9 protein-coding genes are annotated in these 12,211 nt (G+C 72.1%); 2 read left to right on the top strand and 7 right to left on the bottom strand.

The window, feature by feature from the left end:
* Positions 1-132: 132 nt before the first annotated feature.
* A complete protein-coding gene (locus UK12_RS14990; RefSeq protein WP_045303448.1) occupies positions 133-603 on the bottom strand; it encodes an ATP-binding protein in 471 nt (156 codons plus the stop codon).
* Between the two features lie 138 nt (positions 604-741).
* Positions 742-1,137: an STAS domain-containing protein gene (locus UK12_RS14985; RefSeq protein ID WP_045303447.1), complete on the bottom strand. Its 396-nt coding sequence runs from the start codon at positions 1,135-1,137 to the stop codon at positions 742-744.
* A 296-nt stretch (positions 1,138-1,433) separates the two neighbouring features.
* On the opposite strand from UK12_RS14985, the gene UK12_RS14980 reads away from it, so the two are divergent.
* A complete protein-coding gene (locus UK12_RS14980; protein WP_045303446.1) occupies positions 1,434-2,360 on the top strand; it encodes an RNA polymerase sigma factor SigF in 927 nt (308 codons plus the stop codon).
* A gap of 50 nt (positions 2,361-2,410) precedes the next feature.
* Here the strand turns inward: UK12_RS14980 and UK12_RS14975 are convergent, their stop codons facing one another.
* Together UK12_RS14975 and UK12_RS14970 are read right to left on the bottom strand one after the other, a co-directional pair.
* Positions 2,411-2,971, bottom strand: a complete 561-nt coding sequence (locus UK12_RS14975) for a MarR family winged helix-turn-helix transcriptional regulator (protein ID WP_052681893.1) — start codon at positions 2,969-2,971, stop codon at positions 2,411-2,413.
* The gene (locus tag UK12_RS14970) at positions 2,968-4,737 is read right to left on the bottom strand and encodes an MFS transporter (protein WP_231591222.1); all 1,770 of its coding nucleotides are present in this window, start codon (positions 4,735-4,737) and stop codon (positions 2,968-2,970) included. The genes UK12_RS14975 and UK12_RS14970 overlap by 4 nt, the downstream gene beginning before the upstream one ends.
* Positions 4,738-5,538: 801 nt before the next feature.
* Between UK12_RS14970 and UK12_RS14965 the strand changes: the two genes are divergently transcribed.
* A complete protein-coding gene (locus UK12_RS14965) occupies positions 5,539-6,663 on the top strand; it encodes a PP2C family protein-serine/threonine phosphatase (RefSeq protein WP_197084870.1) in 1,125 nt (374 codons plus the stop codon).
* Between the two features lie 45 nt (positions 6,664-6,708).
* Here UK12_RS14965 and UK12_RS14960 read toward each other — a convergent pair whose 3' ends face one another.
* Genes UK12_RS14960 through UK12_RS14950 form a run of 3 tightly spaced genes read right to left on the bottom strand, consistent with a single transcriptional unit; the run spans position 6,709 to position 11,782 of the window.
* Entirely contained in the window at positions 6,709-7,029 is a 321-nt protein-coding gene (locus UK12_RS14960) for a hypothetical protein (RefSeq protein WP_045303444.1), read from the bottom strand.
* On the bottom strand, positions 7,026-11,201 hold the full coding sequence (locus UK12_RS14955) for an RHS repeat-associated core domain-containing protein (protein WP_052681892.1): 4,176 nt from the start codon (positions 11,199-11,201) through the stop codon (positions 7,026-7,028). Before UK12_RS14955 ends, UK12_RS14960 begins: the two co-directional genes overlap by 4 nt.
* Positions 11,198-11,782, bottom strand: a complete 585-nt coding sequence (locus UK12_RS14950; RefSeq protein WP_156178737.1) for a WXG100-like domain-containing protein — start codon at positions 11,780-11,782, stop codon at positions 11,198-11,200. Before UK12_RS14950 ends, UK12_RS14955 begins: the two co-directional genes overlap by 4 nt.
* Positions 11,783-12,211: the final 429 nt, after the last annotated feature.

Here is a 12,211-nt window from a genome sequence, read left to right as displayed (position 1 = left end):
GCTGGTAACCCCGGAGGCCTCCCGGGTGTCCGACCCGCTGACCGTTCGCCTCGCCCGGGCCGGCCGCGATCTGCGGCCGACCCGGGCGTTCGGTGTGCAGTGCCCCGGGCCTGTCCGGCGAACGCCCGGGCCTCAGGTGAGGGGGAGGTCGATCTCGGCCCAGACGGCCTTGCCGGGGTGGTCGGTACGAGGGGTGTGACCCCAACGGCTCGCCAGCAGCGCGACGGTGTGCAGGCCGTGGCCGCCCGGGCGGCCGGGGGTGTACGGCAGCCGGAGGTGCGGAGCGGTGGCCGCGCCGTCGTACACCTCGACCCGCAGCGTGCGGCCGGTGGCGTACAGGACGAGCTGGTCCGCGCCTCCCGTGTGCTGGCAGGCGTTGGTGACCAGCTCGGAGACGACGAGCAGGATGTCCTCCGCGCGGGCCTCCTGGTCCGGGTCCTCGGTGGGCAGCCAGCCCCAGTCGTGCAGGGCCTGGCGGGTGTGGTCGCGGCAACGGCCGACCGTGCCGACGACGCCGGTGAGGATCAGCTGACGACGCTGCCCCGACTCGGGCAGGTCGGACAGCACGGGCCGATCGGTGGTCCGAGAATCACTCGCGCTCATCTGTCCTCACTCTGACGGCTGGTGGACTGGCGGCGAGCCGACCGCCGCAGGCTCGTCTTCCCGCTGCGCCGGGGCGAACACGTGCTGCGGGCCGGTTCACCCGCCGATGTCCGCTGCCGGAGCCCCGGAGCGTAGGGGTCATCCGGCGACCGCACTGTCGACGTCGGGGCGGATGTCGAACACCGCGTCGGTGCCGGTGAGCTCCAGCACTCTGGCGAATCTGGGCTGGACGTCGGCCAGGACCAGGGAGATCCGGGCCGCCTCCGCCTGGAGCCGTGTGACAAGCAGCACGTTCAGCCCGGTGGAGTCGCAGAACGAGAGGCCCCGGCAGTCCACCACGACGCGAGCGTCGGCCCGTCCGACCGCCTCGGCCAGGCAGTCCTTGAGCAGGGCGGCGCTGTCGTGGTCCAGTTCTCCGGAGGGTGAGACGACGACCACACCGGCCTCGGTCCGGAGTCCGGCCGTGAGCCGTGCCGGTTCGAGGTCGGTCGTCGGCGGGGTTGCCCCGGCCCCCTCGGGGACGCTGCTGTGCATGGTGCTCCTGTCTGTCGGGCGACGGTCCGGTCCCGGGCCACCGGCGATCTGTGCGGGACGCTCGGCACCCCCGGTACGACTTTATGGCGACGGCTCCTCGGTGGGTAGGGACCCGCTCCCGCAGGGCCGGACGAGCCCGGTGCCGGGACGAATCGGGCCCCTCCGGCGCCGATCGGGTGAGACCTGGTGGAGAATATGTGAACCTTGAGTGTCTTTGCGACTGCTCTGCGCTGGTCGGGGCACCCGAGTCGGAGCCGTGTCCGACCCGCGCGGTTTGTCGCCAGAGGAGAAAGAGCATGCCGGCCACTGTTTCCAGCCCTTCGCCCGCTGTCCGCTGCGCCGACGCCTCTCCGGCGGAGCCCGGACCGGCGTCCGCGATCACCGGATCGGACGACCTCGCCGCCCTGGCGGCCGAGCTCGGAATCGAGACGGACGACCTGGCGCAGGTCTGCCCGGCCGACGCGCGCGAACTCTCCAAGGTCCTCTTCGCCCGGCTGCGCGCGGCGGACGAGGGCACCGCCGAGTACTCCTACGTCCGCGGCACCCTGATCGAGCTGAACATGGCCCTCGTCAAGTTCGCGGCCGGCCGCTTCGGGCACCGTGCGGAGCCGACGGAGGACATCGTCCAGGTCGGCACGATCGGTCTGATCAGGGCCATCGACCGGTTCGATCCGTCGTACCAGGTCGAGTTCTCGACCTTCGCGCTGCCGACCATCACCGGCGAGATCAAGCGCTTCTTCCGCGACACCGGCTGGATGGTGCACGTCCCCCGGCGACTGCAGGAACTGCGTCTGACCCTCGCCAAGACCACGGACGCGCTGGAGCAGTCGCTGGACCGCGCACCGACCTCCGCCGAACTCGCCGAGCACCTCGACCTGACCGAGGCCGAGGTCAACGAGGGGCTGACCGCCTCCCGCGCCCAGACGGCCCGCTCGCTGGACGCCCCCGCCGGCCCCGACGACCCCGCCGAGACCAGCCCTTCGCTGGCCGACCGGCTGGCAGTCGACGAACCGGCCTTCGACACCCTCCTCGACCTGCAGACGCTCAAACCGCTGATCGCCGACCTGCCCGAGCGCGACCGCAGGATCCTCTCCCTGCGCTTCGGCGCCGAACTCACCCAGGCCGAGATCGGGCGCGAACTCGGCCTCTCCCAGATGCACATCTCCCGCCTGCTCAACCGCACGCTCACCGACCTGCGCACGGCCCTGCTCGCCGAGCACTGACCCGGAACCGGACGGCCCGGCATCGCCGACGGTCGCGTCCGGTTCGACGTTCAGCCGGCGGTGCCGGCGTCGCTGCTGGTGCCCGTGGCGGTGTCGGCGACCGGTGCGGTGGGCTCGGGCTCGTCGAGGAGCAGTTCGAGCACCGGGATGGCCGCCTCCAGGTCCCGGCACTGCCGGGGGGTGAGGCGCCCGCTGCGGTGGGCCAGCAGTGCGGACCGTTCGCGGCGGATCCGGGTGATCGCGTCCAGGCCCGCCGCAGTGAGTTCCAGCAGCTGGGACCGCCCGTCCAACGGGTCGGGCGTCTTGGCGACCAGTCCGGCCGCCGTCAGCGGGCCGACCGTGCGGATCATGGACGGGACGGCGACACGTTCGCGCGCGGCGAGCTCGCCCAGCCGCAGCGGGCCGTACTGCTCGACCCGGGCCAGCGCGGAGAGCTGGGCGAACGTGAGGTCCTTCCCGCTGGCGGCCTGTGCCATCTGCCGGTTGAGCCGGGCGATCACCAGGCGGAGCCGGACCACGGCGTCCTCGGAGAGGGCGCCGCCGCTCTCGGCCGTGGTCTCGGCTGCGGTCTCGGGCCTGGCGGCGGGCGGGGTGCTGCTGGGGTCGGTCATGATCCGCCGGACTGTCCTCGGTCGGGCCGGCGGGGCTGCGTCGGCGGTGTGCTCTGCGCCACGGCGGTGGCCCGCTCCGCAGTGGTGGTCTGTGTCACGGTGCCGGCCTGCGCCACGGCGGTGCCCGGTGTCGCGGCGGCGGGGGCCGCCACGGCCGTCGGCTGCCGGACGCTGTCGGGCTTGCGGTCGCGCAGCAGCGAGGCGACTGCGGCGACCAGGGACATGCCGATCGCCAGCCAGAACACCACGACCAGTCCGTCGTGGAAGGGCCCGGAGATCAGCTCCGGGAAGAACTCGCGTCCGGTGAGCGTCCGGGCGTTGGCGGCCGGGAGCTGGGCGAGCGTGTGCGGGCCCAGGAGCTGCTGGATCGGGTTGTAGCCGAGGAAGGCGGCGAAGAGGGTGCCCACCGGCGGCAGCGACGCGACGGCGTGCGCGTCGGCCGCCGGCACGCCCTGTGCGGTGAGTCCGGAGCTCAGGGTGTGCGGCAGCGACCCGGCCAGCCCGGCCACCATCAGGGAGAAGAAGACCCCGATCGAGAGCACCATGCCGGCGTTCTGGAAGGTCGCGCGCATGCCGGAGGCGGCGCCGCGTGCCTCGGCGGGCACGCTCGACATGATCAGCGAGGTGTTGGGCGCGGCGAACAGTCCGCCGCCCAGGCCATTGAGGAACACCAGGACAGCGAACCACGGGTAGCCGAAGTCGGTCGGCAGCACCAGCAGCCCGGCGAAGGAGGCGGCCATGACCACCAGCCCGCCGGAGGCGAACAGGTGGGCCCCGGCCCGGTCCGAGAGGTAGCCGGAGATCGGCCCGGCGGCCAGGAAGCCGACGGTGAGCGGCACCAGGTAGATACCGGCCCACAGCGGCGTGTCGGCGTAGTCGTAGCCGTGCAGTGGCAGCCAGATGCCCTGGAGCCAGATGATCAGCATGAACTGGAGGCCGCCCCGGGCGATCGAGCCCAGCAGGGTGGCGGCGTTGCCCCCGGTGAAGACCGGGTCACGGAAGAGTGCGAGCGGGAACATCGGCTCGACGGCCCGTGCCTCGATCAGGCAGAACGCGATCAGGACCGCCACGCCGCCGATCAGTCCGGCCAGTACCCACGGGTTGGTCCAGCCCATGGTGTGGCCGCCGTACGGTTGGATGCCGTAGGTGATCGCGGCCAGCAGTGCGGTCAGGCCGAAGGCGAAGGTGACGTTGCCCCACCAGTCGATCCGGGCCGGGCGGCGGATGCCGGTGTCGTGCAGGGACCGGTAGGCCCAGACGGTGCCGAGGATCCCGATCGGCACGTTGACCCAGAAGATCGACCGCCAGTTCCACTCGGCGAGCAGCCCGCCCAGCACCAGCCCGATGAACGAGCCGGCGATGCCGGCCACGATGTTCACGCCCAGGGCCGTCCCGCGCCGGTCGGCGGGGAACGCGTCGGTGATGATCGCTGCCGAGTTCGCCATGAGCATCGATCCGCCGACCGCCTGCACCACCCGCCAGCCGATCAGCCAGAGGGCGCCGGCGCCGCCGTGCAGCGGGTCCAGCGAGAGGGCCACCGAGGTGACGGTGAAGATCAGGAAGCCGGCGTTGTAGATCCGCACCCGGCCGTAGATGTCGCCGAGCCGCCCGAGGGTGACCACCAGCACGGCGGTGACCAGCATGTAGCCCATCAGCATCCACAGCAGGTAGCTGACGTTGCCGGGGCGGAGCGGATCCAGGCCGATGCCGTTGAAGATGGCGGGGAGCGAGATCAGCACGATCGAGGCGTTGACGGTGGCGATCAGCGTGCCGAGCGTGGTGTTGGAGAGTGCGACCCATTTGTAGTGCGGATGGTCCGGTCCTGCGCTCCACCATGAGCGTCCCGTGCGTCCGGCTCTGTTCCCGACCGCTTCCTTGGTCGTCACCGCCGCCTCCCGATGCGTGGCCGGTGTCCCTGTGCCCTCGTCCGGAGTGCTTTAGATAGCTCTCATCAGCTAACGATAGTCCGATCATCGGATTTTCAATAGGCGTACTGGGGGCGCGCGGAGCTGCGGGCGGCTCCGGTGGCGCCGCCCGCGCGGTCACGACTGCTCGAAGAGTCCGAAGCGGGGGAGAGCGGGCCCGTCCGGCCGTCCGGAACGGTCAACGCCCGGATCGGTGCGCGTACTTGGCTTGAAGCGGGCGCTCCCCGGCAGCGGTGGCGTGGCGACTCTGCCGTGATCTCGGCTGAGACAGGTGAGCGGAGTAATCCCTTTCATATCCGCTGACCGCGACCCGCGCGGCGGCTCGGCCGTGGGGGAGAACCATCTTGTCCGACTGTGTGTGGCATGCCGCGTACGGCGTAATGGTCGGGGCGGGCTGTCCGGCCGCGTCAGGCTGTGGGTCTTGATCACGGCCGTCTCGGGAGCCCGTGTGCACAGGTCGCGTGAGCCGATCTTCGAAGGGGTCGGCCGGGGTCCGGCGGCGGACCCGCAGGACGCCCGGTCGGTCGAGCGTGCCCGCTCCGGCCGCCCGGAGCCGCAGGAGCTCCGGTCGGCTGCGCCGTACCGCCGGGGCCCGCAGTGAGGTGGCCCGGCCGGGGCAGGGCCGACGGCCGCGCGGTCCGGTTGAGCGCCGCCGGCCTGGAGGCGCCCGCTCTGCCGGCCTGGATGCGCTGGCTGCCGGTCGCCTACGTCGCGGCGGTCCTGGTGCTCGAACCCGTGACGCCGGTGCAGTGGCCGGTGAGCTTCCTGCTCATCGCCCTGCCGGTGGTCGCCGCCTACACCTTCGGCCCGGTCGGCGTCATCGCAGCCGCGGTCTTCGCCGTCGGGTTCGAGGGAGTTCTGGCCGGCACTCCGTGCTGTGCGGGCCGTAGTTCGCACGACCTGTTGGAGCGCCACTACGTCGGGGCCTACATCTCCACCGCGCTGGTCGGTGTCCTCGGGACGGCCCTGGCCTTCCACCGGAGGCGCCAGGAGACCCACCTCGTCAACGTCAACTCGGTTGCCGAGGCGCTGATGCGGACCCTGCTGCGGCCGGTGCCGCACCGGGTCGGCCGGCTGCTGGCAGCCGGTCTCTACCGCCCTGCCGTGGTGGGCAGCATGGTCGGCGGCGACCTCTTCGACATCTGTGACACCGAGGCCGGCGAACGCGCGATCGTCGGCGATGTCCGCGGCAAGGGCCTGCAAGCCGTGCGCACCGTCGCCGACATCCTCGGCAGCTTCCGCCAGGTCGCCCACGAACCCGGTGACCTGGCGCAGATCGCCGACAGCATGGAACGCCGAATGGCCCGCGAGGCCGAAGCGCTGCTCGACAGCGAGCTGTTCGTCACCGCCGTCCTGATCGAACACGACTACCAGGCCCAGCGGGTCACGATCATCAACCACGGCCACATCGAGCCCGTCCTGATCTCCGGCGGCGAGGTCCACGCCCTCGTCGGACCGCCGGCCCTCCCGCTCGGCCTCGGCTCCCTGGACTCCGAACCGCCGATCGCCTACACCCACCGGCTCGGCCCCGGCGACGTCCTGCTGCTCTGCACCGACGGACTGATCGAGGCCCGTGACCCGGCCGGGGACTTCTACCCGCTCCTGGACCGGCTGCGCCACCGGTTCGCCGGTCGGCCGGCCCCGACACCCGTCGACGTCATCGACTTCCTCGACACCGACCTGCCCCGCCACGCCCGCGTCCTCGGCGACGACGTCGCCATCCTCGCGATCACCCCGGACGTCAGTGAGCCGCCCACGCGGCCCTGACCCCGCCACCGGCGGACCTCCGGCGGCGGGCCGGTCGCGGGTGCGTCAGTCGCGCTGCTCCGGCTCGCGCGGGAGGGTCCAGGCCGGGGAGTCGGCGGGCGGCGGGTCGCTAGCCACCCACGTCGACCGGTCCGCGTCCTCGTCCCAGTACGGCACGTCCCCGTAGTAGATGAGGTAGGCCCAGTGCTCCGGGAACTCGTGGCAGAGGATGTGCGGGAAGCTGTCGAAGGTGTCGTCCTTCCAGGACTCGTTGATCCGCGCCACTGCCTCGGCCCGGCTGATGCCGAACCGCTGCACCATCTCGTCCGCCATGTCCGAGAAGTACTCGACCATTTCCGGGACCGCCCGGAAGATGAACTCGCTCACAACCTCACCTCATGAATGTGACTGTTCAGCAGGTCCGCGCCTGCCGTCGTGTTGAACGCCATCTGGTGGCCGCCGAGCCTCGGCGGCTTGTTCTGCCTGAGGAACCCCGGGACGTTGTAGAGCATTTTGCCCTCCACGACGTCGTCGCTGGTCATCCGGCCGCCGTTGCGGTTGTGGCGGATGAAGTTCGCCAGGGCCTGGTCGTCCCCGTCACCGAACCGGCGCACCTTCAGCGCGTTGAGCTCGTCCTCGGGGACCTTGAAGTGGATGACGGCGGGTTCGCCGGGCGCCTGCCCGTTCCGGCCCTTCGCCATCGAGTGTGCCCACTCCTCCGCCTGCGCGCGGTCCTTGGTCACGTAGAAGCCGCCGTTGCCGAAGTCCATCCTGCGTGGCTTGAACTGCGGGTCGATCCCCTTGCCGACGATGTTGTCCGCGCCCGCCTTGGTGGTCCCGTGGTAGAGGTCCAGGATCTTGGGGTCGAGACCGAGCGGGTCGGCCCAGGTGAGCGGATTCGTGACGTACGCGTACGGGTTGGCCCCGGCCTCCAGGCCCAGCGGGTCGGGGCTGAGGTAGCGGGCGGCCTGCGGGTCGTAGTAGCGGAAGACGTTGTAGTGCAGCCCGGTCTCGGCGTCGTGGTACTGCCCGGGGAAGCGCAGCGGGCAGTCCACTGCCGGGGCCGGACCGTCGGGCGCGGCGCCCCACAGGGTGGTGTCGGACCGCCAGGCGATCCGGCCGTCCCCGTCGACGAGTTCGCTCGGCGCCCCGACCAGGTCGGTGACGATGGCGTAGAACCGGCGGTCGATCTCGGCCTGGGAGGCATCGCCCGGCAGTGCGCTCTGCTCGATCTGCTCGGTCTGGGTCAGCGGAACCTGCCCGCCGACACTCCAGTCCCAGCTGCTGATCCGCCGTCCCGGCCGGCCCGCCTCGGTGTGCGACTGCTCCACCAGCTGCGCGCCGTCCCACGCGTAGGTGGTCTCGGCGAGCACGGTCTCCGCGTCCGCCGCCAGGTGCTGCTTGGCGACCCGGCGGCCCGTGGGGTCGTAGCGGTAGCGCCAGCGGGTGCCGTCGGGCAGGGTGGCCGAGGTGAGCTGATCGTGGCTGTCCCAGGTGTACTGCCAGGTCCGGACGGTGCCCGAGAGCAGCTTCGTGGTCCGGCGGACCACCCGGCCCTGGCCGTCGTACTCGTAGCCGGTACGGCCCGCCCGCCGCAGCAGGCCGCGCTCCAGCAGCCGGGCGCCGTCGGCGTCCGCTCCGGTCGGCTCCGCAGACCCCGCAGACCCCGCAGATCCCGCGGCTCCGGCCGATCCGGCGGACTCGGCGTGGGTGAGGTTCCCGGCCGCGTCGTAGGCATACCGCTCGGTCCAGTTCTCGCCGGTCACGGCGGTCACGCGACCCTGCGGGTCCAGCTCGTAGGAGCGCCGGCCCCGCGCGGAGTCGGTGCTCCCGGTGACCGCGCCGTCCGCCCGGTAGTCGAACCCGGCGCGCAGCACGGGCTGTTCAGCCACGGCCAGCTGGCGTGCGGTGAGCCGGTGCACCTCGTTCCAGGTCTGGGTCAGCGCGGCCGGCCCGAACTCGCGCCGGATCTCGTGGCCCGCCCGGTCGTGGTCGAAGCGCAGCGCGCCGCCCTGGCCGGTGAGTGTCCGGGGCTGGCCCACCGCGTCGTACGTCCAGGCGCTCTCGACCCCGCTGGGGGTGCGGCGCAGCAGCCGCCGGCCGACCGGGTCGTAGCCGGAGACGACCGCGGCGCCGTTGTACTCCTCGGTCAGGGTCCGGCCCAACGGGTCGTAGCTGTAGCGGAGTTCGCCATCCGCGTCGCGCGCCGAGAGGATCCGCCCCGCGCCGTCGCGGCTGAAGCGGGTGACCTGCCCGTCGGCCAGCAGCTCGGTGGTGCGGCCGTGTGCGTCCAGGGTGTAGTGGACGGTCTGGCCGGCTCCGTTGGTGCGGGACGTCACCTGCCCGGCCAGGTCGCGGGTGTAGCCGACGGTGCGCCCGCCGAAGTCGGTCTCGGAGATCAGCCCGCCGACCGCGTCGTACCGGTACGTCCACTGGGCGCCGTCGGGGCCGGTGACGGCGGTCAGGCGCAGCTCGGTGTCGTACGTGAAGCCGTAGCGCGCCCCGTCGGGACCGGTGCGGGCGGCGAGGCGTCCGAAGCAGGTGTACTCGAAGCGGGAGATGCCGCCGGCGGCGTCCTGGTGTTCGACCAGGTTGCCCTCGGCGTCGTAGCGCCACTCCTGGCGGCTGCCGTCCGGCTCCACCCGCCAGGCCGGCCGGCCCTCGACCGTCCAGCCGTAGGCCGTGACGCCGCCGAGCGGGTCGGTGGTGGTCTGCGGGCGGCCGAACCGGTCACGGACGCAGGTGGTGACGGCGCCCAGCGGGTCGGTGACGGACACCGGCAGACCGGCCGGGTCGGTGGCGACCCGGGTGGTGCTGCCGAGGGCGTCGGTGACGGCCGCGGGGTGGCCGAGCGGGCTGTGGGCGTACCTGGAGCGGTGGCCGAGCGGGTCGGTGGTCCCGCTGAGGTTGCCCCGGAGGTCGTACTCGTAGTGCCAGGTGGCGCCGTCGAGTGCGGTGAGCTCGACGATCCGGTGCTCGGCGTTGTGCACGGCGGTGCTGGTGGTGCCGTCGGGCAGGGTGCTGTGCGCGAGGTTGCCGTCGGAGTCGTAGCCGAAGCGGGTGGTGAGGCCCAGCGGGTCGGTACGCGAGACCAGGCGGCCGCGACGGTCCCACTCGGTGGTGGCGACCGCGCCGAGTGGAGAGGTCTCCCGGACGGTACGGCCGTGCTCGTCGAGGTCGAAGACGGTGCGGTGGCCGAGCGAGTCGGTGAGTGTGGTGGTGCTGTTCTCGGGGTCGTACGAGAAGACCGCGTCGAGGAAGCCGCCGTCGCCGCGCGTCTGCACACAGCGGCCGGCCCGGTCGTAGAGGTAGCGGTAGCGGAACCGGTTGCGGTCGGTCCAGCTGGTGATGCGGCCGGCCGCGTCGTAGGTGAACTGCATGGCCAGGCCGGAGGAGTTGGTCACGGCCGACAGCCGGCCGTTGCCGTCGTAGCCGAAACCGACGAGCTGGACCGCCTCGGCCTCGGCGGCGTCGGTCTCCGGAGCGGCCTCGGTGCTCTCGGTGGCCAGCAGCCGCAGGGCGGTGACGGTGCGGCCGTCGGTGTCGATGCCGACCCGGTAGCCGCCGCCGTGCCGGACCTCGATCGGCACGCCGCCGGGCCCGTAGTGGACCTCGATCCGGTTTCCGTTGCGGTCGCTGATCGCCTGCAGGGGCAGTTGCAGCGCGCCGGACCGGCGGGCGTGCGGGCCCGGCCCCTGTGCGGGTATCGCGAAGTGCCAACTGGTGCCGCTGTGCGGATCGCTGATCCGCATCCCGCCGGACGGGGTACCGTCCCAGTGCAGCGGCCAGCGCGGGCCCTCCACCGGTTCGACCCGCCCGCCCGGCTGCGGGACCGGGTACACCAGCAGCATGCCGTCCTCGGCGGCGAAGACCACGCCGTCGTCGTCGAGCTCCAGGCGCTGGTCCAGCGTCGATGCCCAGGACGCACCGAACCAGCCACCGCTCCGGTAGGACGAGACGTGGGTGCGGGAGAGCACCAGGGGCAGCACACCGGGCAGGCTGACGTCGGTCTGCGGCAGGAGCATCTCGCCGGAGGCGATGTCGACCGGGTCGCTCTTGGTGTTGCGGGCGGTGGCCGGGGTCGCGGTCTTCTTCGGGTCGGCCGTGTTGTCCCGCAGCTTCGGGGGTGTCGGCTTCGGGGCGCCGCCGGCCGACGGGCCCGGCTTGGGGGCGCTGCTGCCCTCGCCCTTGGCGATGCTGGCCCAGCTCTTGGGGGCGGCCGGTGCCGGGGCGCCCTTGCCGCCCATGCCGCTGAGGGACTTGGCGAGTCCCTCCTCGTGGGTCTTGTGGTTGGCGCTGGTCTGGTGCAGGCCCGTGCCGACGTCGTCGAGGTGTTTGCCGAGCGCCTGCTGGCCCTTGGTGATACTGCCCATCAGCTTCTCGGCACCCTGCTCGGCGGCAGCGGCGAGGCCGCCCTTGCCCCGGGTCCTGCCGAGGTGCTGGTTCGCCTTCCCCAGATGGGTCCCGGCCGAGGAGTTGAGCTTCTGCGCGTACGACTGGAAGTGGGTACCGAGCTTCTCGGTCTCTTCGTGGTTGTGCTTGAACCCCTCCTCGTTCATGCCGTGGCCGCCGATCCGGCCGGGGCGCCGAGTTTCAGAACCAGGTTCCCGGCCATGCCCTCCAGGGCGCTGATGATCGGCCCCTCGGCGATCGACATCAGCTGCGAGATGATCTGCTGCTCGGCCTCCTTGAGCAGCTGCTTGACGACCACCCGGGTGACCTGGGTGGCCGCGGCCGCGGCTGCCTCGGAGGCGCCGAAGGTGACCACCGCAGCGGCCTGGGCGGCGATCACCTCGGCTGCCAGGATCCCGAGTTGGGCGATCGCCGCGATCTTCGCGCCCTCGACGACCATTGCGACGGCGTCCATCACCGTCGCCACCATCCGGGCGCCTTCGCCGAGTTGGTGGAGGTGGGTGCCGGACAGCTTGCCCCAGTGGGCCTGGAAGGCGTCGACGGCCATCCCGGCGTTCTCGCCCAGCATCCGCTGCACGGCCTGGTGGGTGTCGGCAGTGTGGTCGTCGATGTCGGTGGCGAACGAGCGCAGCGAGTCCGCCATCGCCCGGTAGTCGTCCTCGTCCACGTTCGGCCAGTCGACCCCGATCAGGTCCAGGATCCACACCAGCTCGTCTGGCAGTACCACGCCCATGCGTCCCCCACCGATCGGATCGGAAAGCTGCCCGTTGGACGATACCCGTCCATCCGGAGACCGAGTCCGGGGGGTCGGGTCGAACGGCCCTCCTCCGCACCGTAACGGTCGGTGCCGCGGCCCCGGCAGAGGCTGGTCGGCCCGTCAGCTCGCCGCCGCCCGCCGGCCCGTGTCGAGCCGTTCCCCCGGGCCGCTCCCTCGGGCGGTTCTGCTCACCGGCACGGCGGCGGGCGGGTCGCAGCGACGGCCGGCCGGCCGGCGCCGAGTGCGTGGATCCGGGTGAACGGCTGATCTTTCCGGGGGACGGGCCGGTTGTCCCATGTCTGTCCTTGCAGGTGCATACCGACCCATTTAGCGTTCCGAGTGCCATGCAGCGCTGTGATATCGAGGAGCGGATCGATGGGAAATCGTACGGCTGATTCC

Source organism: Saccharothrix sp. ST-888 (assembly GCF_000955975.1).
Taxonomy (GTDB): domain Bacteria; phylum Actinomycetota; class Actinomycetes; order Streptomycetales; family Streptomycetaceae; genus Kitasatospora.
The sequence above is the reverse complement of the archived record's forward strand: the minus strand, read 5'-3'. Positions and strand labels throughout refer to the sequence as shown.